At 73.5% G+C, this 19,559-nt stretch carries 19 protein-coding genes; 11 read left to right on the forward strand and 8 right to left on the reverse strand.

Features of this window, described 5'->3' with window-relative positions:
* Positions 1-66: 66 nt before the first annotated feature.
* Genes H1226_RS08220 through H1226_RS08230 form a run of 3 tightly spaced genes read right to left on the reverse strand, consistent with a single transcriptional unit; the run spans position 67 to position 948 of the window.
* Positions 67-495, reverse strand: coding sequence for a hypothetical protein (locus H1226_RS08220; protein ID WP_258348185.1), 429 nt, complete (start codon positions 493-495; stop codon positions 67-69).
* Positions 492-704, reverse strand: a complete 213-nt coding sequence (locus H1226_RS08225; RefSeq protein WP_258348187.1) for a hypothetical protein — start codon at positions 702-704, stop codon at positions 492-494. The genes H1226_RS08220 and H1226_RS08225 overlap by 4 nt, the downstream gene beginning before the upstream one ends.
* A 10-nt stretch (positions 705-714) precedes the next feature.
* Positions 715-948 (reverse strand): hypothetical protein, encoded by a 234-nt coding sequence (locus tag H1226_RS08230; protein WP_258348188.1) that lies wholly within the window; start codon positions 946-948, stop codon positions 715-717.
* 314 nt (positions 949-1,262) lie between these two features.
* On the opposite strand from H1226_RS08230, the gene H1226_RS08235 reads away from it, so the two are divergent.
* Together H1226_RS08235 and H1226_RS08240 are read left to right on the forward strand one after the other, a co-directional pair.
* A complete protein-coding gene (locus H1226_RS08235; RefSeq protein WP_258348191.1) occupies positions 1,263-2,117 on the forward strand; it encodes a helix-turn-helix domain-containing protein in 855 nt (284 codons plus the stop codon).
* Between the two features lie 2 nt (positions 2,118-2,119).
* Positions 2,120-2,314 (forward strand): DUF397 domain-containing protein, encoded by a 195-nt coding sequence (locus tag H1226_RS08240; protein WP_258348193.1) that lies wholly within the window; start codon positions 2,120-2,122, stop codon positions 2,312-2,314.
* Between the two features lie 60 nt (positions 2,315-2,374).
* Here the strand turns inward: H1226_RS08240 and H1226_RS08245 are convergent, their stop codons facing one another.
* Together H1226_RS08245 and H1226_RS08250 are read right to left on the reverse strand one after the other, a co-directional pair.
* The gene (locus H1226_RS08245; RefSeq protein WP_258348197.1) at positions 2,375-3,844 is read right to left on the reverse strand and encodes a sulfatase-like hydrolase/transferase; all 1,470 of its coding nucleotides are present in this window, start codon (positions 3,842-3,844) and stop codon (positions 2,375-2,377) included.
* A 39-nt stretch (positions 3,845-3,883) separates the two neighbouring features.
* Entirely contained in the window at positions 3,884-5,101 is a 1,218-nt protein-coding gene (locus tag H1226_RS08250; RefSeq protein WP_258348199.1) for an ROK family transcriptional regulator, read from the reverse strand.
* Positions 5,102-5,255: 154 nt separating this feature from the next.
* Here H1226_RS08250 and H1226_RS08255 point away from each other — a divergent pair, with 154 nt between their 5' ends.
* The 3 genes from H1226_RS08255 (at position 5,256) to H1226_RS08265 (ending at position 9,774) form a co-directional block, all read left to right on the forward strand.
* On the forward strand, positions 5,256-6,608 hold the full coding sequence (locus H1226_RS08255; protein WP_258348202.1) for a sugar porter family MFS transporter: 1,353 nt from the start codon (positions 5,256-5,258) through the stop codon (positions 6,606-6,608).
* A gap of 242 nt (positions 6,609-6,850) precedes the next feature.
* Positions 6,851-7,570, forward strand: coding sequence for an ABC transporter ATP-binding protein (locus H1226_RS08260; protein ID WP_258348203.1), 720 nt, complete (start codon positions 6,851-6,853; stop codon positions 7,568-7,570).
* Entirely contained in the window at positions 7,567-9,774 is a 2,208-nt protein-coding gene (locus H1226_RS08265) for an FtsX-like permease family protein (RefSeq protein WP_258348204.1), read from the forward strand. Before H1226_RS08260 ends, H1226_RS08265 begins: the two co-directional genes overlap by 4 nt.
* 99 nt (positions 9,775-9,873) lie before the next feature.
* Here the strand turns inward: H1226_RS08265 and H1226_RS08270 are convergent, their stop codons facing one another.
* A complete protein-coding gene (locus H1226_RS08270; protein ID WP_258348205.1) occupies positions 9,874-10,863 on the reverse strand; it encodes a helix-turn-helix domain-containing protein in 990 nt (329 codons plus the stop codon).
* Positions 10,864-10,915: 52 nt separating this feature from the next.
* On the opposite strand from H1226_RS08270, the gene H1226_RS08275 reads away from it, so the two are divergent.
* Both H1226_RS08275 and H1226_RS08280 read left to right on the forward strand, forming a co-directional pair.
* Entirely contained in the window at positions 10,916-11,308 is a 393-nt protein-coding gene (locus tag H1226_RS08275) for a cupin domain-containing protein (protein WP_258348206.1), read from the forward strand.
* Between the two features lie 180 nt (positions 11,309-11,488).
* Positions 11,489-12,331 (forward strand): metal-dependent hydrolase, encoded by an 843-nt coding sequence (locus tag H1226_RS08280; protein ID WP_225043751.1) that lies wholly within the window; start codon positions 11,489-11,491, stop codon positions 12,329-12,331.
* Between the two features lie 334 nt (positions 12,332-12,665).
* Here the strand turns inward: H1226_RS08280 and H1226_RS08285 are convergent, their stop codons facing one another.
* Positions 12,666-12,830: a hypothetical protein gene (locus tag H1226_RS08285; protein ID WP_258348208.1), complete on the reverse strand. Its 165-nt coding sequence runs from the start codon at positions 12,828-12,830 to the stop codon at positions 12,666-12,668.
* 452 nt (positions 12,831-13,282) lie between these two features.
* Between H1226_RS08285 and H1226_RS08290 the strand changes: the two genes are divergently transcribed.
* The 3 genes from H1226_RS08290 to H1226_RS08300 all read left to right on the forward strand — a co-directional run bounded on the left by H1226_RS08290 (position 13,283) and on the right by H1226_RS08300 (position 17,548).
* On the forward strand, positions 13,283-14,386 hold the full coding sequence (locus H1226_RS08290) for a long-chain fatty acid--CoA ligase (protein ID WP_258348210.1): 1,104 nt from the start codon (positions 13,283-13,285) through the stop codon (positions 14,384-14,386).
* Positions 14,386-16,734 carry an aldehyde dehydrogenase family protein gene (locus tag H1226_RS08295; RefSeq protein WP_258348213.1) on the forward strand — a complete coding sequence of 783 codons (2,349 nt, stop codon included), beginning with the start codon at positions 14,386-14,388 and terminating at the stop codon, positions 16,732-16,734. Before H1226_RS08290 ends, H1226_RS08295 begins: the two co-directional genes overlap by 1 nt.
* A gap of 166 nt (positions 16,735-16,900) precedes the next feature.
* Positions 16,901-17,548: a TetR/AcrR family transcriptional regulator gene (locus H1226_RS08300; protein ID WP_258349372.1), complete on the forward strand. Its 648-nt coding sequence runs from the start codon at positions 16,901-16,903 to the stop codon at positions 17,546-17,548.
* Between the two features lie 24 nt (positions 17,549-17,572).
* On the opposite strand, the gene H1226_RS08305 is transcribed toward H1226_RS08300, so the two are convergent.
* Positions 17,573-17,875: a putative quinol monooxygenase gene (locus tag H1226_RS08305; RefSeq protein ID WP_258348215.1), complete on the reverse strand. Its 303-nt coding sequence runs from the start codon at positions 17,873-17,875 to the stop codon at positions 17,573-17,575.
* Between the two features lie 157 nt (positions 17,876-18,032).
* Between H1226_RS08305 and H1226_RS08310 the strand changes: the two genes are divergently transcribed.
* Entirely contained in the window at positions 18,033-19,475 is a 1,443-nt protein-coding gene (locus H1226_RS08310) for an aromatic amino acid ammonia-lyase (RefSeq protein WP_258348216.1), read from the forward strand.
* The last annotated feature ends 84 nt before the right edge of the window (positions 19,476-19,559 follow it).

Raw genomic sequence — 19,559 nt, forward strand, 5'->3', positions numbered from 1 at the left:
CCGGCCGGACGTGCGGCCCGCCACCGCTCGGGGGAGGCGGGACGGCAGGCCGCGATCAGGGGTGGATCAAGCGGCCCGCGCGGTCGAGAGCCGTTCGACGCGCGGCACGATCCACAGTGGACGCATATCCGCGCGGGTTCCGGGCGCGTCCGGGTCGGTGTCCGGCCAGGTGATCGGCGGATCGGGCGCCGGCGGCGTCGTGGCGCGCGACGACCGGCGCTCGGCCATCACCACGAGCGCGTCCTCCAGCACCGGGAACCGGACGGAGCTCGGTCGTGTGCTCGTGGCGGCCACGCACGCCTGGCAGACCTGGCGGGTGTCGAGCGGCGGCGGCCGGTCGAAGACCCGCGACATCCGCCCGCTCAGCGGATGCCCGCAGCTCGCGACGAGCACCGTGCCCCGCGTCGTCCTGCCGCAGAGGTGCCAGGTCGAACACCACTCCGAGGTGATCCAGGCCAGCGGTGCAGGCGCGAAGCGGTCCGTCGGCGCGTTCACGAGTCGGCCACATCCGCTTCGCGGCGAAGGCCGTCGATCGCCGCGCCGAGCTCCCGGTGCAGCTCCGCGGCCTGCGCCAGGTCGAGGATCGCGTGCGCCTCTTCCGGAACCCGGAGGCTGATCCCGCGGCGGATGCGGCCGAGGTGCACGGCGCGGTCCCGGAACGCGATGTCCCGGCACGGAACGGTGATCGTGTGGTGGGCGGGCATCGAGCCCCCTTCATGTCGGGCCTTCGGACGGGAGGCGGAACGGGGTGAGCGGATGGCGGGCCGCGTAGATCTCGGTGCAGCGCTCGCAGTAGGAGTCCCGTGGTGGCCGGGCGCGGCGGGCTCCTCGTGGCACGGTGATCACCGCACCGCACAAGGCTTCGGCGACGCGCGCGTCGCCCCATTCCTCGGGTGCGGCGATCGTGGCGTGGATCGAGTGCGATCCGTCCGGGAGCACGAACCGCACGCGGGTCACCGCCACCATTCCCGCCGCCGCGCATCCGCACGAGCACCGGGCAACCACCACAGCAGGAACACGAGCGCCCACGCCAACAGGCTGAGCAGGATCGGAACCGTCATCACGACACCGGCCCGTCGCACCACGTCGTACTGGGCGCAGCGTCCGACAAGCGCGGTAGAAGGCTCGGGTTGCACATGATCTCTCCCAAGGTGAACGTCTGGATCAGTGGATCTGATCCAAACATGCTGGATCTGATCCAAGGGTGCAATCGCTCGATCGGGGGGACGTTCGACTAGGAGCGGCTTCCTTACGATTGGCCGGTGACCCGATCCAAGCCAGGTAGCCCGAAGGCTCGAACTCTCGGCGCCGAGTTGCGCAAAGCTCGCGAAGACGCGGGCATCGGTGTTCGTGAATTGGCGCGGAGGCTGGACGTCGCGCACGCATGGGTCACTCGGACCGAAGCGGGCACACGAACGGCGACCCCGGAGGACGTGGGGGCGGCCGCGGCAGCCCTCGGCCTGTCGGCGGCTGAGCGCGAACGAATCGTGGACATCGCCCGCGAGGACGACGGGCCGAACTACCTACGGGCCGGAATCCCTGGGGTGCACCAGGAACTGGTCACGTTGATGAACTACGAGCGGACAGCTATCGCCATCAGCGAGGTGGCGCCGCTTCTCGTTCCTGGCCTGCTGCAGACGGGCGACTACGCCCGCGCGATCATGACTGAATCATCTCCTGGGGAGGTGGAGACGAAGGTCGCCATGCGCGCGAGCCGTCGAGACGTGTTGACCAGCCGCAAGGCGCCGCACTTCGAGGCTCTGATCGCCGAATCCGCGTTGACCAGGCCCATTGCCGACGCTCACACGATGTCCGGTCAGCTGCGGCACCTGCAACAGGCGGCAGAGCTCTCTAACATCACCATCCGCGTCATTCCGGATCGACTGCCCAAGTGGACGCCAGCCCACAGCGGGCAGTTCATGTTCTTCGAGTTCCCGACCGCGCGACCGGTCGTGCACTTGGAGCACTTCGCATCTGCGGCATTCCTGACCGGTGATCCGGCGATCGAGGCGTACCGAGACGCGCTCGATACGCTCCGGGAAGAGGCGTTGAGCGCGGACGACACGCTGAAGTTCATCGCCGAACGCAGTGCGGAGACAGGATTTGAGGAGAGCTAGCTGTGACACAGCAACCGGCAGGATGGCGGAAGGCGAAGCGGTCGAGCAACAACACCGCATGCGTCGAGGTCGGCCGGGTCGCCGAAGGCGCCGCCGTCCGTGACACCAAGGACAGAGCAGCGGGTCATTTAACCGCGACCGGTGCCCAGTGGTCGGCGTTCGTCGGTGCGGTGAAGGCCGGTCGCTTCGACGGCTGACCCGCTCCGAGACGGAGCCCCGGCGGTGCGATCCGCCGGGGCTCTTGTCCGTTCCGGGCGTCAGAACGAGCTCAGCGTCGGGTCGTAATCGGTCTCGCCGACCGGGTACATGCTCGTCATCCAGTGGTAGAAGTTGTCGCCGCGCTCGCGCAGCAGGTCGTAGAGGCGGCGCAGCATCGCGTTGCGGACCTCGCGGACCTCGGGCTGCTCGTAGCGGTTGTGCAGCTCGTCCGGGTCGAGTTCCAGGTCGTAGAGCTCGTTGTGCGACTCGGGGTTGACCACCAGCTTGTAGCGGGCGCCGCGCAGCATTCGCTGCGGGTACGGGAAGTGGTGGCCGTGGTACTCGGCGACCAGGTCCGGCGCCCACTCCGGGTGCTCGCCGCGCACCAGCGGCAGCAGGCTGCGGCTGTCCACGGCGGGTGACGGGTCCTCCCCGGCGAGCTCCAGGATCGTGGCCGTGAAGTCGGTGAGGCTGACGAACTCGTCCCGCACCTGCGGCGGCTCCCCGGGCACCGACACGATGCCGGGGATGCGGTAGATGTCGTCGTACATCGCCGGGCCCTTGTCGTGCAGCCGGTGCGCGCCGGTGAACTCGCCGTGGTCGGCGGTGAACATGATCGAGGTGCTGTCGCTGAGCCCGAGCTCGTCGATGGCGTCGCGCAACCGGCCGATTTGCTCGTCGATGAGCGTCACGTAACCCCGGTAGACGGCGATGAGCTTGCGGCTCTCCTCCGGCGACATCGTGTCGAACGCCCAGTGCTCGCTGTAGTTGCGCTGCACCGGCGGCTTGCCCTCGAAGGTCTCCAGCACCGAGCGCGGCAGCTCGATCTCGTCCGGGTCGTACATGTCGTAGTAGTGGTCCGGCAGCAGGTACGGCAGGTGCGGGCCGAAGTAGTGCGTCGCCAAGAAGAACGGCATGTCCGAAGTGGACTCGTCGGCGGCGAACCGGTGCAGCATCTCGATGGTGCGGGTCGTCAGGTAGTGCTCGAAGGTCGCCTCCACCGGCTGGTCGAGCCGCGCGGCGAGCAGGTTGCCGGGGTTGCCGTTCGGCGCCGTCCCGCGCACCTCGTCGCGGATCGCGTATGGCGGCAGCCCGTGCTCGGCCAGGTACGCCAGGTAGTCCGGGTGGTCCACCGGGTTGTGCCAGCCCGGCAGGTCCGGGCCCTGGAAGCCGTAGTCGGCCGCGTTGCGCCGCACCCCGCCGTGCCACTTGCCGAGCAGTCCCAGGTTGTAGCCGCGCTCGGCTAGGCGCTCGGCGAAGGTGAACTGGTCCGGCGCCAAGTCCTCCAGGTAGCCGACGTTGCGCTCGTAGTTCGCCAGCAGCTTGTGCCGGAACGGGGCGTACCCGGTGAGCAGGCTCGCGCGCGCGGGCGTGCAGATCGCGGTGGGGGTGAAGCAGTTGGCGAAGCGCGTGCCGCCGGCGGCGAGCGCGTCCAGGTTCGGCGTCCGCACGGCGGTCGGGTCGCCGTAGCAGCCGATCGTGTCGATGCGGTGCTGGTCGGTCATCAGGAAGAGCACGTTGCGCGGCACGGAGATCTCCTCGGCGGGAAGCGTCGGGCGGGTTCGGGGTCAGCGGCCGGATTCGGCGTTCGGCGCGGCGGCCTGCTCGGGGTGCCGCGGCAGCGGATAGCGGGCCAGCAGCGGAGATTCGTGCAACGCGAGCGCCAGCCCGCCCAGCGCCCCGCCCCACGGCGCGGTGCCCGCGGTGCCGAACTCGACGCCGCCGCGCAGCGACCGCATCGCGCGCCGGGCGAACGACTCGCGCAGCGGGCGCAGGAACGGCTCGCCCAGTTCGGCGAGTTCGCCGCCGAGCACCACCCGGCCCGCGTTGACCGCCGTGCACATCGCCGCCAGCGCCGTCCCGGCGTGCTCCCCGGCCGCGCGGACCGCCTCGGCCTCGGCGCCGTCCCGGGCCAGCGCGTCCCGCACAACCGCCCAGCGGCGGTGCCCGGTCGCGCGCAGCACCGCGGGTACCGAGGCGTAGCGCTCCAGGCAGCCGCGTCCGCCGCACCAGCACTTCGGCCCGGTGTCGTCGACGCACAGGTGCCCGAGTTCGGCGGCGACCCCGCCGGTGCCGCGGACCAGCTGCCCGCCGATGATCAGGCCGCCGCCGGTGCCGTGCGAGAAGTGCGCGTAGAGCAGGTCGGAGGCCCCGGCCGCGGCGCCCCAGGTGGCTTCGGCGAGCGCGGTGAGCCGGGTGTTGTTGTCCACGCCCACCGGCACCCCGAACGCGCGGGCCAGGCGGTCGGCGATCAGCTCCCGCCCGCGGAGCCGGTCCGGTTCGTCCAGCCCGGCGGCGGGCGCGAGCACCAGCTCGCCGGGCCCGGTGGAGCCGACGCCGATCCCGGCGAGCGTGCCCAGCGTGATCCCGTGGTGCTCGGCGGCCTCCCGCACGGCGCGCTCGGCCAGCGCCAGCCGGTCCGCCGCGCCGCGCGCCGAGCCGTAGGACAGGTCGGCGCGGGCCTGCACGCGGTGCGCTGCGTCGGCCAGCGCCAGCCGGATCCGATTGCGCCCCAGTTCGAGACCGAGGTACTGGCCCGCGCCCGGGTTGAGCGTGAGCCCGCGGGTGGGGCGGCCCCGGCGGTGCGACGGCGGGAGTTCGGTCTCCACGACCACCCCGCGCCGGATCAGGTCGCCGAGGATCGCCGACAGCGTCGTGCGGGACAGCCCGCTGCGCTCGGCGACCGCGGCCCGGCTCAGCTCGCCGTGCCTGCGCAGGCAACCGAGCACGCGTTCGGCGTTGCCCTGGCGCAGCCGGTGCAGCGCGGTCGGGGCGGGGTCGGTCATGGCCGCAGCGTAACCCGGCATTGCTCCATTTACGAACGGGCTTCGTCAAAAACCTGTCCACATTCTGACCGAGCATTGACGCAAATGGGGTCCGGTGCCACTCTCCATCGCACTGATCGGCCCGGAACACCGTGATGCCACTGGAGAACCGCACATGTCCCCATCCCGTTCGCCGAGCTCCTCCGCCGCGGCGCGCTCGGTGTTCTTCTTCGGTTCCTTCGGCGGCATCCTCGCCGGGTACGACCAGGGCATCGCGGCCGGTTCGCTGCTGTTCATCTCGCCCGCGCTGGGGCTCACCCCGTGGACGAAGGGGCTGGTGGTGAGCTCGCTGATGCTCGGCGCGATCTTCGGCAGCCTGATGGCGGGCTCGCTGGCGGAACGCTGGGGACGGCGGCCGATCCTGCAACTGGGCGCGGCCGTGTTCGGGCTGTCCGCGATCGGCATGGCGCTCGCCCCGTCGGTGGCGGTGCTCGTCGCGGCCCGGGTGCTCGGCGGGCTCGCCGTCGGCATCGCCTCGGTGGTGGTGCCCACCTACCTGTCCGAGCTGGCGCCGACGCGCAACCGCGGCGGCATCGCCACCCTCAACCAGCTGATGATCGCCATCGGGATCTTCGTCGCCTACGTGACGAGCTTGGCGCTGTCGCCGTGGGGCGCGTGGCGGTGGATGCTGGGCATCGCGCTGGTGCCGTCGTTGCTGCTGCTGTTCGGGGTGTCCCGCTCGCCGGAGACGCCGCGCTGGCTCGTCGCCCACGGCCGGACGGAGGAGGCGCGGCGGGTGCTGTGCGCGCAGCTCGGCGAGGACGAGGCGGCGGCGGTGCTCGCCGACATCCGCCGCACCAGGGACGCCGAACCGGAGCAGGACCGGGCCCGCTGGCGCGAACTGCTCACCCCCGCGCTGCGCAGGCCGCTGCTGGTGGCCGTCGGACTGGCGCTGCTGCAGCAGTTCATCGGGATCAACACCATCGTCTACTACGCGCCGACGATCCTGCGCGCCGCCGGTTTCGGCGACAGCGCCGCGCTGCTCAACAGCGTCGGGCTCGGCGCGCTGTCCATCATCACCACGCTGATCACGGCGCGGGTGGTGGACGCGGTCGGGCGCAGGAAGCTGCTGCTGCTCGGCGGCACGGCGATGCTGCTGAGCATGTCGGTGCTCGCGGTGCTGTTCGGCGGGGACCTGCTCGCCGGGACGGCCGGAGCGACCGGGGCCGTGCTGTGCCTGGCCGTGTTCAAGGTGGCGTTCTCGCTGAGCTGGGGACCGCTGATGTGGGTGCTGCTGCCGGAGCAGTTCCCGCTGCGGGTGCGCACCCTCGGCGTCGGCGTCGGCTCCTTCACGAACTGGACGGGGAACCTGCTGGTGTCCCAGTTCTTCCCGGTGCTGCTCGTGTTCGGCGCGGGCGCGGTGTTCGGCATCTTCGCCGGTTTCGCCGTGCTGGCGCTGGTGTTCACGTTCTTCTGCGTGCGGGAGACCTCGCGGCGCAGCCTCGAAGACCTCGAACTGGCGGGGTAGCGCCGGGGGACCGGTTGCCCGGAGCGGGAAAGCGGGCCCGGGCACGACCGGTGCTCTCGCGGGCGCCACCGGGACCGGTCGGCGAGAACCCGGCCGCAACGGCATGCCTGGCCTGTCGGACCAGGAGCTCCGGCCGATCAGCCGACCTCGCACGGCCTGTCGGATGAGGCGGCTTCCCCTCGCGCGCTGCGAACGTTCCTCCCGGGCGCCGCACGGCGCATCGGGACCGAGGGGAACGACACATGCAGCAGGGGCAGATGCCGGCGGGCGGGACGGTGCTGGCGGGCCGCGGCCTGGCCAAGCAGTACGGCGAGCACTGGGCGCTGGGCGGGGCGGACATCGAGGTGCGGGCCGGTGAGGTGCTGGCGATCGTGGGCCCGTCCGGCTCCGGCAAGACCACGATGCTGCACGTGCTCGCCGGGATCCTGCGCCCGGACCGGGGGGAGGTCATCTTCGGCGGGCGCCGCGTCGACCAGCTCTCCGAGACCAAGCGCAGCGAGCTGCGGCGGCACGAGTTCGGCTTCGTGTTCCAGCAGGGCATGCTCGTCGGCGAGCTGACCGCCGAGGAGAACGTGGCGCTGCCGCTGCTGCTCGGCGGCACCGACCGGCGCCGGGCCATCGGCACCGCCCGCGAATGGCTGGCCGAGCTGGGCCTGAGCGGTATGGAGGCACGACTGCCCGGCCAGCTCTCCGGTGGCCAGGCGCAGCGGGTGGCGATCGCGCGGGCGATGGCGCACGAACCGAAGGTGATCTTCGCGGACGAGCCGACCGGCGCACTGGACACCCGCACCGGCGAGGCGACGATGCGCGCGCTCGCCGACAGCGCGACCCGTTCCGGTGCCGCCGTCGTCGTGGTCACCCACGACCGCGAACTGGCCGCTCGGTGCAGCCGGGTGGTGGAGATCCGCGACGGCCTCATCGCGCACGACGTCGCGGCGCGCGGCGGGGCGGTGGCGCGGTGAACCCCCTGCAGCTGGCCGTGCGGGTGCTGCGGCACGACTCCCGCACCCGCACCTCGGCGATCCTGACCGCCGCCGGCGTGATGGTGGCGACCGCGCTGGTGCTGATCCTCACCGCGCTGCCGCACGCCGCGCAGGCGCGCACCGACCGCTCCTCCTGGCAGGAGGGCCACCAGGGCGTCTCCGAGACGGGCGGGGTGGAACTGGCCTCCCAGGACTACGTGCGCGGCGAGATGATCAGCCGGCTGGACGTCTCCGGCGCCGCCGGCGGCGGGAAGGCCCCGGAATTCCCGGCTCCCGGCGAGGCGCTGCTGTCCCCGGCGCTCGCCGAGAAGGCGGCCGCGCTGCCGGACGGCGAACTGGCCGACCGCTTCCCGCAGCGCACCGCGGGCACGATCGACCCGCGGCTGCTGCGCTACCCGGAACAGCTCGTCGCCGTCGTCGGGCACCCGCGAGGCGCACTGGACGAGGCCGCCGCCGTCGCGAACCCGTACTCCTCGGTGACGATCCAGGCGGAGTCCGAGGACCTGCTGCTGCAACCGATGGCGTTGTTCGGCCTGTTCGTACTGGCGGCTCCCAGCCTCGTGCTGGTCGCCTCGGCCTCGCGGCTGACCGCGGCGCGTCGGGAACGCAGGATGGCGTCGTTGCGGATGGCGGGTGCGACTCCGTCCCAAGTGGTCTCGACCGTGGCCGCGGAGACCGGGCTCGCCGCGGTGGTCGGCACCGCGGCGGGAGTGCTGCTGACCTGGCCGCTGCGGTACCTCATCGCGATGATTCCCTGGGGGAACGGCACCTGGTTCGTCGACGACATCACCCCGTCGATCTGGGCGGTCCTGGGCGTGGCGATCGGCGTTCCGGCGCTCGTGGTGGCCTCGTCCGTGCTGGGCGCCGGCCGGGTCGTGCGCGCGCCGCTGAGCGCGGCCACCGAGCAGCAGCGCGGCAGGCCCAAGGCGTGGCGGCTGCTGATCATCGCGGTGGTCGCGGCGCTGTTCGTGCTCGGCATGGTGAAGTACGACGACGGTGCGGGATTCCTGGTCCTCGTGCTGCCGATCGCCGCGGTGGCGTGGTCGTTCTCCCTGGTCGGACCGTGGATCACCGCCACCACCGGCCGGCTGTTCGCCCGGGTGTGGCGCGGTCCTTCGGTGCTGCTGGCGGGCAGGCGGCTGGTCAGCGACCCGAAGAGCGCCTACCGGTCGTCGTCCGGCATGGTGCTCGCGGTGTTCATCGGATCGATGGCGCTGACGGCGTTGCCCGCGATGACCGGCGGGCCGAATTCGATGGGCAGCTGGGACGAGCGGGGCGTGCTCCTCGCGGACGTGCCCAGCAGCCGCGCACCCGAACTGCGCCAACGCCTCGCCGACGAACTGGCGGCGCGGGGCGTGCGGGCCACCGTCGCCGGCTACGAGCAGGTTCTGATCGGCGGGGCCGGCGACTCGTCCGCCTTCGGCCTGGTCATCGACTGCCGCGCTGCTCGGGAGGTGACTCCCTTCCGGCCCTCGTGCGAGGGGCCGCCCGCCGTCCACGTGCCGGACGGGCAGCCGACCTCGGAACTCACCGTCACCCCGAGCACGGCTGGCGCCGACCGGCCCTCCGCCACGCCGGTGCCGCCCGGAACTCCGGTCGTCTCCGAGCCGGACCTGGACACCGTGCTCGTCGACCCGCGCGCGATGCCCGCGGTGGAAGGCTCGGAGCAGACCACGTTGTCCGTGCTCCCGCCCACCGGGGCGGACCGGATCGAGGTGCGCACCGCCATGGCGCGCACGATCCCCGGTGCGGACATCGAGTCGATCGAGTCGCGCAGCGTCGCCGGGGACGTCCAGACCGGGGACCTGCACCGGATCACCGTGATCGGGTTGTCGATCGCGTCGGTGCTCGCGGCGGGCAGCGCGGCGATCACCGCCGCGGGGTCGGTCATCGATCGGCGCCGCACGCTGGGGGCGCTGATCGCCGCCGGTACGCAGAGCCGGGTGCTGGTCCGCGCCCTGCACGTCGAGGCGGCGCTCCCGGCGCTGGTCGCGGCGGGGATCGCGACCGCGGGAGGCACCGGCGTCAGCCTCGGATTGCTGAACGTGCTGGACCAGAGCACCACGCTGACGCCGGCGATCCTGGCGCCGATCGTGCTCGGCCTGCTGGTCGCGGCGCTGGCGGCGTCGGCCAGCGGGCTGATGCTGCGCAAGATCAGCGCGGAGCCGCTGGCCGACGAGTAGCGGTGCACGGCGGCGGGCGCCCGGTGCGTCCGCCGCCGCGTGATCCCTCGTCAGAACACTGCTCGGCGCCGCATTCCCCGGCGCTGAGCGCACTTCGCGTCATCCTCGCTCCGGCACCGGCTCCGGAGGTGTCGCGCCGAAGCGGCGGCGGTAGGCCGACGGGGTGAGGCCGGTGTGCTCGCGGAAGCGGGCGCGGAGGTTGGCGGAGGTGCCGAACCCGCTGGCCGCGGCGACCCGGTCCAGGCCGAGCTCGCCGCGTTCGACGAGGCGGCGGGCCAGCGCGATCCGCTCGGTGGTGAGCCAGGCGAGCGGGGTCGTGCCGAGCTCGGCGCGGAACCGCCGGTGCAGCGTCGCCGGACTCGTCGCGAGCCGCGCGGCCAGGTCCGCCACGGTCAGCGGCCGGTCCAGGCGCGCGCGGGCCCAGTCCAGCGCGGGCGCCAGCGAGGTGTCCGCGACGTCCGGCACCGGCCGCTCCACGAACTGCCGCTGACCGCCGTCGCGGTGGCCGGTGAACACCAGCCGCCTGCTCACCGCGTTCGCGACCTCGGCGCCGTGATCCCGGTTGATCAGGTGCAGCCCCAGGTCCAGCGCCGCCGCGCTGCCCGCCGCGGTGAGCACCGCGCCGTCGTCGACGTAGAGCACGTCCGGTTCCAGGCGCACCGCGGGGAAGCGGCGGGTGAACTCCGCGGCCCAGCGCCAGTGCGTGGTGGCCCGCCGACCGTCCAGCACGCCCGCCTCGGCCAGGGTGAAGGCCCCGGTGCAGAAGCTCACCAACCGCGCACCGCGCCGGGCCGCCCGGGCGACCAGGTCCAGCACCTCGGGATCGGCGGGCACCTCCGGGTCGGGCCGGTTGGGCACGATCAGCGTGTCCGCCGCGTCCGCGACCTCGGGCCCGGCGACGTCGGAGAGCGTGAACATGCCCAGGTGCATCCGCACCCGCGGCCGCACCGCGCACACCGCGAAGTCGTACCAGCGGCGGTCCAATTCGGGGCGGCGCAGGCCGAACAGCTCGGTCGCCACGCCCATCTCGAACGGGTTCGAGCCTTCGTCGACCAGCACCACGACCCGGTGCGAGGATCCTTGCGACATGTGCGATTCCTAGCACTCGTGGTGCGGCCGGGTCGAGCCGAGGATGGCGGTCATGACCACGAACCCGATCGACCTCGCGACCGCGCTGGACGGCTTCGACGCCGCGTGGAGCCCGCGGATCATCGCCTACCTCAACGACTACGACGTCCGGCTCGCCCGCTTCCGCGGCGAGCACGTGTGGCACGTGCACCTGGAGACCGACGAGTTCTTCCTGGTGCTGGACGGGGAGATCGCCATCGCGCTGCGCGAGGAAGCGGGCGAGCGGACGGTGACCGTGCCGCGCGGCTCGGTGTTCGTGGTGCCGCGCGGGACGTTCCACAAGCCGTCGTCGGCGCGCGGTGCGGCGGTGCTGCTGGTGGAGCCCACCGGAACCCTCTCGGTCGGGGACGAGCACGACGAGGTGCCCGCGCACGTGGACGTCACCACCGGGCACCGGGTGCGGTGACCCGCGTCCGCTCGGGTGATCCCGCCCGGTACCGGGACCACTCGGGACCAAGATCATGTTCAATGTCCGCTGGGCCGCGGCGGACGTCGGCGGCCCGGTGATCCGGCGCTGCGGCCGTCCGGCCGAGCGCCACGTTCGTCCGGTCGGCCGCGGCGCCTCGACCGAGGGAGCGGACGGGGCATGGAAGCGGGCGGCCACGCGTGCACGGGAGCGTTGGCGGGGGCGGTGTCGAGCAGCACGGTGGGCGCGCTCACCGGCGCGGACCTCGGAGTCGCGGGCACCGCGCTGGGGGCGCTGCTGGGCGCGGGCGCGGCGCTGCTGCCCGACCTGGACGCCGACGGCGCCACCGCCTACCGCAGCGGTGGGCGGGTGACGGCGCTGGTGGGCGAGTTCTTCCAGCTCCTGGCGCGCACCACCTACGGCCGGACGCGACTCCCGCACGACCCGCCCGGCGACGGCGAGCACCGCGGTCTCGTGCACACCCCCGTCTTCGCGGCGGGGCTGGGACTGCTGGTCGCGTTGGGCGCGCTGCTGACGCCGTGGGTGACGGGCGTCGCGATGGTCCTGGTGCTGGCGCCCGGGATCAGCGCCCTGTCCCGGTCCGGGCCGAAGTGGGTGCGCCGCAGGCTGTGCACCGACCAGGACGCGGTGGCGCTGATCGCCGCGGTCGCGATCAGCTGGTCACTGGCGGCGGCGGGTGCGATGGCCGAACTCGGCTGGTTCGCCGGGCTGTCCATCACGATGGGGATGCTGGTGCACTCGGTGGGGGATTCGGCGACGCGCAGCGGGATCTGCTGGACGTTCCCGATCCGCCGCCGCTGCGCCAAGTGCAGCCGCAAGCGGGCCGCGCGGTGCTCGGGGGCCCGCTGGCGGCGCGGTCACGTGCTGCCGAAGTCGATGCGCTGGAGCGTCGGATCGAAGCAGGGCAAGCGGATCGAGCGCACCATCGAGCTGGTCTGCCTGGTGCTGGTCGCGGTGCTGCTGGTGCCGGACGCGGCCGAGTTCGCCCGCACCCTCGGCTGAGCTCCGCGGTTCCCGTTGCGGTGGAGGGGTTTCGGCTACCGCTGGGCTGCCGGTGATGGCTGGATGATGGCTAGGCGTCCGGGGGCGGCCTCGGCCTGTCCGGGGATGCCGGGTGTCCGGCGACGGCCGGGCGTCCGGGGATGGCTGGGTGTCCGGGGATGGCTGGGTGTCCGGGGATGGCTGGGTGTCCGGGGATGGCTGGGTGTCCGGGGATGGCCGGACACCCGGGGACGCGGCCCCGGCGCGCACCCCCGCTGGTGCGCGACCGGAGCCGCTCGCCGGCGGCGGAACCCCCGTTCCCCCCTCCGCCGCCGGCGGCTTCACCTCGCGATGATCACGTGCCGTCCCGCCGCTCGTCGTCCGGTCCCGCACCGCAGCGCAGCATCCGGACCGCGAGCCAGGTGGTGAACGCGCCGGTCGCCACCAGCGCGGGCACCGCCGACGCGAGACCGGCCGGCGGCGCCCAGCTGTCGGCGACCGTCGCGGTCGCGATCGTCACCGCCCACATCACCGGCCCGCACCGGGTCCGCCTGCGAGGTCGCCCGCCGACCGGCGGCGGAGCGGTTCGGTGCGCGGAAGTCGTTGCCACCACGGGAGAACCTCCTTCTCGAACGCCGGGACTGCTCACCGGTCATGTCAGTGGTAGTCCCCAGCTCCCGACCGTTCCGCGTCAAAAGTCACGTTCGGCGGATCTTCCTGCGGCTCCCCGGGGCCGCTCGGCGACCACCCGACGGTCTCGTGCGGTGGGTGGAGGGGCGCGGGGTCGCTGTGATCGCTGGCACGGTGTGCCCCGGTGGTGCGGGTGCGTGTGCTTCGCTGGAACGGCGCTCGATCGAGCGCGCCTCTGGAAGGCCGTCGCCGCCCCTCCACGTCGTGGGGAATCCGGCCGCGATCGCACGGCCGTCCGGGCCCGCCCCGGATCCCCGCGGTGGCAGCACCGGGCGGATGCCTGTGATCATCGGATTCGGAGAAGCCGTGCACTGGAACTGGAACGATGCCGCTGAGTTCGACGAGGAAGCATTCCTGTCGGCCGCGATGGACTGGCACTTCTCCCCGGAGACCGGTTCGCCGTTCTGGCTGGACCGGGCGCCTTCGCTCGGGTTCGATCCGCGGCGCGACGTGCGCAGGCACGCCGACCTGGCCCGCTTCCCGAACGTGGTGAACGAGCTCCGCGGCGTCCCGATCCGAGACCTGGTGCCGCGGGGCTACGGCGACCGGCCCGACGTGCTCGGCGCGTTCGACAGCGGTGGCACCACCGGTGTGCCGAAGCGGGTCGTGCTGCTGCGGGACTGGCTGGAGCACTCGCTGGCGTGGAAGTCGGCGCGGATGGACGAACTCGGCTTCCCGCGGGACGCGCACTGGCTGACGGTGGCGCCCAGCGGCCCGCACATCTTCGGCAGGTTGATGGCGGAACTGCCCGGCATGCGCGGTGGTGTCGCGTTCACCGTGGACCTCGACCCGCGGTGGGTGCGCCGCAGCATCGCCGAAGGCCGCCCGGACGAAGCCGACCGCTACGCCGAGCACGTCGTGGACCAGGTGGAAGCGGTGCTGGACACCCAGGAGATCGGGGTGCTGGTGGCCACCCCGCCGCTGCTGGAGCGCATCGCCGAGCGCGACCGGCTCACCGAGGTGATCAACGACCGGGTGCGCACCATCATGTGGGGCGGCGCGCACCTGGACCCGGACACCCGGCACCTGCTGCGGCACGAGGTGTTCCCGGACGTGGCGCTGCGCGGCCAGTACGGCAGCACCACGATCCTCGGCGGCAGCATGGAGCGGCCGGGCTGCGACGGCAGGTCCTGCACCTTCGACTCGTTCTCGCCGCACACCACGTTCACCGTCGTCGACCCGGACACCGGTGCGGAGGTGGCGGAAGGCGAGCGCGGGCAGGTCGTGATGCACCACGTCAGCAGGTCCATGCTGCTGCCGAACAACCTCGAACGCGACGTCGCCACCCGCGTCGCCGCGCCCGCCGGAGCGCTCGGATCCTCGGTCGCGGACGTCGCGCCCGTGCCGACCTTCGAGAACGCCGCCGTGATCGAAGGGGTGTACTGATGGGACCCCGGCAGCTCGACGCGCTCGGCACCACCGGCGCGTTCCGCGCCACCCGCCGCCAGCAGGTCACCGCCGTCGACGGCGCGGTGCTCGCCGAGCTGAGCCTGGTGCCCCGGCTGCACGTCAAGCGCAACGTCGCCGCGCTGCGCCGGGCCGAGCCGCTGTCCGCGCCGCGGCGCCGACGCGCGCTCGCCGACGCGGCCCGGGCCTTCCTCGGCACCGTGGACGGGATCGCGCTGCCCGAGCACGAACGCGCGGTGTGCCGGGCGTCCGGCGTCGCGCTGCCCGTGGTGCGGGCCGCGTCGCTCGCCCTCGCCCGCAGCGCCGAGGTGGCCGCCGACTCGGTGGACCGGGCACGTCCCACCGGTTCCGCCGCGCACTGGCTGGACCGCGCCGGATCGGGCGCGGTGTGGAGCCGCCGCGGTGACGTGCTCGCCGTGCACGCCCCCGGAAACCACCCGGGCACGCACACCGAGTGGATCGAGGCGCTCGCGCTCGGGTACCGGATCGCGGTGCGCCCCTCCGGACGGGAGCCGTTCACCCCGCACCGGCTGGTCACCGCGCTGCGGCACGCCGGTTTCGGGCCCGACCAGGTGGTGCTGCTGCCGACGGACCACGACGTCGCCGACGACCTGGTGGCCGCCGCCGACCTCGCCCTCGTCTACGGCGGCGACCAGCTGGTGCGCCGCTACGGGAACCGGTCCGACGTGCTGGTGCAGGGCCCCGGCCGGTCCAAGGTGCTGCTCGCCGACGGGCGGCCGGCCGAGCACCTCGACGTGGTCGTCGACTCGATCACCGGTCACGGCGGGACGGCCTGCGTCAACGCCACCGCCGTGCTCGTCGACGGCGACGCCGAGGACCTGGCCCGGCTGCTCGCCGAACGCCTCGACGCGATCCCCGCGCACCCAGCCGACCACGACGCGGCCGTGCTGCCCGCGCACACCCCGGCCCGCGCCCGCGAACTCGAAGCGCACCTGCGGTCCAAGCTCGACGGCGGCGCCCGGCTGATCACCGCGGGCGACCTGGTGCGCGAGCAACCCGACGGTTCCGCGGTGCTGCGGCCCGCCGTCGTGCTGCTCGACGCACCCGACGCACCGCAGGCCGGGGTGGAGCTGCCGTTCCCCTGCGCCTGGGTGGCGCCGTGGAGGCCGGACGACGGCACCGGACCGCTGCGCGACACCCTGGTGCTCACCGCCGTCACCGGCGACGACGGGTTGCTCACCCGGCTCGTCGACGAACCGAGCATCAGTAACGTGCACGTCGGCGACCACGCCACCCACCTGATGGCGCCGGGACTCCCGCACGACGGGCACCTCGCCGAATTCCTGATGCGCAGCAAGACGGTCCTGCGCACCGGGACCGAGGACGCCGACCCGCACACCAGGCTGCTCGGGCTGCTGTCCGGGCACTGGGCGGCGCGCGCCGTGCACGTCGCCGCCGAACTCGGCATCGCGGACCGGGTGCGGGAGCGGCCGCTGACCGGTGCGGAGGTCGCCGCCGGTGCCGGCACCGATCCCGGCGCGACCGAACGGCTGCTGCGCCACCTCGCGCACCTCGGCCTGCTCCGCGACACCGGGGGCGGCGCGTTCACCACGACCGGGACCGGCGCGCTGCTGCGCGACGACGACCCGTTCCGCGACCTGGTCCGGCTCTACGGCGCCGAGTTCTACCAGGCGTGGAACGAGCTGGAGTCCGCGGTGCGCACCGGGGGGACCGCCTTCGGCCACCACTTCGGCATCGAGCACTTCGACCACTTCGCCCGGCACCACGGCACCGCGCGGACGTTCGACCGCGCCATGCGCGCCGTGACCCGGCTGGTGGGGGAGGCGTTGCCCGCGGTGGCGGAGTTCCCGGCGACGGGCACCGCGATCGACGTCGGCGGCGGTGACGGCACCCTGCTGCGGCACGTCCTCGCGGCGAACCCCGGCCTGCACGGGGTGCTGTTCGACCGCGACCACGTCGCGGGCCGCCTCGACGACGACTGCGGCGGCCGGTTGACGGCCGCGGCGGGCGACTTCTTCCGGCAGGTGCCCGCGGGCGGCGACGTCTACCTGCTGTCCCGGGTCCTGCACGACTGGAACGACGCGGACTGCGCGCGGCTGCTGCGGACCTGCCGGGACGCCTGCGAACCCGGTGCGCGGCTGCTCGTCGTGGAGCGGCTGCTGCCGGACGGTCCGGGCCGGGAATCGCTGGCCGCGGCCTGGGACATGCAGATGCTGGCGATCACCGGCGGTCGCGAACGGCACCGCGACGAGTACGAGAAGCTGCTCAGCGGCGCCGGGTTCGCCGTCGAATCGGCGCGGCGGCTGCCGGTGGACCTGTCGCTGCTCGCCGCCCGGGCCGTGTGAGGCGGAAACCGGGCGATCTGGTCGGATGTGACGTGGCTCCGAGATCGGGGCGAGCTCGGTTCAGTCGGTTGACTCAACCGGGTGGTGGTTGTTGACTGGCGGTGCGCGAGGAGCCCGTGCGCAGCGGGAACTCCGCGCCGGACGGGTGGAACGGGTGGTGGTGCAGATGGCGGGCCAAGCGGCGCGCAGCGAGCGGGTCGGGGCGACCCGGGAGGCGATCCTGGACACGGCGGAGCGGTTGTTCGCCGAGAACGGGGTGTTCGCGGTGTCCAACCGGCAGGTCAGCGAAGCCGCCGGTCAGGGCAACAACACCGCCGTCGGCTACCACTTCGGCACCAAGACCGACCTGGTGCGGGCCATCGTGCGCAGGCACGCCGAACCGATCGACCGGATCCGGGTGCGGATGCTCGCCGAGATCAGCCCGGACGCGGGCGTCCGGGACTGGGTCGAATGCCTGGTGCGCCCCAGCATCGAGCACCTCGCCTCGCTGGGCGTGCCGACCTGGTTCGCCCGGTTCGGCGCGCAGGTCATGACCGATCCGTCGCTGCGCCCGGTGATGGTGGAGGAATCGCTCAGCGAACCCTCGCTGCACCGGATCATCGACGGGCTGCGCCGGTGCCTGCCCGCGCTGCCGGACGAGGTGCGCGCCGAGCGCAACGACATGGCGCGGCAGCTCATGGTGCACATGCCCGCCGAACGGGAGCGGGCGCTCGCCGACTCCGCCACCACGCCGCGCTCCAGCTGGGACGACGCCGCCACCGGGCTCGTCGACGCCATCACCGGGCTGTGGCTGGCCCCGGTGACCGCCCGCTGAGCGGACCCGCCCACCGGGCGGTGATCAGGACTCGTGCAGCAGGCGTTCGGTGACGGTGACCTGGCGGGAGTCCGGCACCAGGTGCTCGGCCGCGGCCTCGGTCCAGGCGGCGAAGTGCGGGCTCGCCCGGTGCGCCTCCAGCGCCTCCCGGTCCCGGTACACCTCGTACAGGAAGAAGTGGTGGTCGTCCGCGGTGTCGACGACCACGTCGAAGCTCACGCAGCCCGGCTCGTTCGCCGCGGACGCCTCGGCGTCGGCGGTGATGGCGGCCAGGAAACCGTCCCGGTGGCCGGGCTTGACCTGCAGGGACACGACGAGGGCGAGCACTCGGTCCTCCTGTTCGCGGATGGTCGGCGACCCGGCGGCCGCCGACCGGCGACGATAACCCCGGCCCTGGCCGCCCGGCCCGCGGAGTGCGGATGATCTCACCGGCGCCGCGTCCCGCCGCGCCCATACTGGACCGGCCGATCGAGAGGAGACGAGAGTGATCCGGGTGGACGGCCGCACGCTGCGGTGCGCCGACGTCGCCGACGCCGCGCGGACCGCGGGACCGCCGGCGATCGACCTGTCCACGGCGGCGCTGCGGGTGGCCGAGCACTCGTGGCGGCTCGCCGACGAGCTCAGCACCGAACGCGTCGTGTACGGCCGGACCACCGGCGTCGGCGCCAACAAGGACGACGTGGTCGGCGACCGCGACTCCGCCGAGCACGGGCTCCGGCTGCTGCGCAGCCACGCGGGCGGCAGCGGCGAACCCATGTCCCCCGAGCACACCCGCGGCACGCTGCTGATCCGGCTCAACCAGCTCGTCGCGGGCCGCGCGGGCGTCAGCCCCGACCTGATCACCGCGCTCGCCCAGGCGGTCCGCACCGGAGCGCTGCCGCTGGTGCACCGGCTCGGCGCCATCGGCACCGGCGACCTCGCACCGCTCGCCGAGATCGCGCTCGCCCTCGCCGGAGAACGCCCCTGGCTGTCCGGGCGGGTCGAGCCGGTGGAGATCGCGGCGGGCGACGCGCTCGCGTTCATGAGCAGCAACGCCGCCACCCTCGCCGAAGCGACCCTCGCCACCCTCGACCTGGAGCGGCTCACCCGCGCCAGCCACGTCGTCGCCGCCCTCACCTACGTCGCCCTCGACGGCAACCCGGAGGCGTACGCGACGCCGGTGCACGAAGCCCGCCCGCACGCCGGGCAGGTCGGTTGCGCCGCCCAGATGCGGCGGCTGCTCGGGCTGGACAGCACTCCGAAACCGGGCAGGCGCATCCAGGACCCGTTCGGGCTGCGCGCCTACCCGCAGGTGCAGGGCGCCGCCGTGGACGCGGTGCACTACCTGCGGGACGTGCTCGCCATCGAGATCAACGCGGGCACCGAGAACCCGATGATCTCGGTGGTGCACCGCGACGCCTACCACCACGCGCACTTCCACACCGCCTACGTCGCCTCCGCGCTCGACTGGGTGCGGGCGACGGTGCACCAGGTGGCGGAGCTCTCCGCCGCGCGCCTCGGCGACCTGGTCGAGCCGGAGTTCACCGGGCTGCGCCCGTTCCTCGCCGCCGGCCCCACCGGCAGCTCCGGGGTGATGATCCTCGAATACGTGGCGCACGACGCGCTCGCGGAGCTGCGCCACGCCGCGCTGCCCGCCACCCTCGGCACCGCCGTCGTCTCCCGCGGGCTCGAAGACCACGCCAGCTTCTCCACCCAGGCCGCGCGCGCCACCACCGCTGCCGCCGCCGCGTACCGGCGGCTGCTGGCCTGCGAGCTCGTCGCCGCGGTGCGGGCGCTGCGGATGCGCGAGGCCGACCTGGTGGACGTGCCGGTGCGGGACGCGTTCCGGCTCGCCGCCGACACCCTCGACCCGCGGGTGGAGGACCGGCCGCTCACCGAGGACATCAGCAAGGCCGGGGACCTCCTCGACGAGCTCGTCCGCATCTGACGGACCAGGCCGACGGGGATCCGGCCGCACCGCGCCGGAACCCGAGGCCACCGCGCCGCCCGCCCACCGGTGAACCGGCGGCCG

It is taken from the genome of Saccharopolyspora gregorii (genome assembly GCF_024734405.1).
In the GTDB taxonomy this organism is placed as follows: Bacteria; Actinomycetota; Actinomycetes; order Mycobacteriales; family Pseudonocardiaceae; genus Saccharopolyspora_C; species Saccharopolyspora_C gregorii.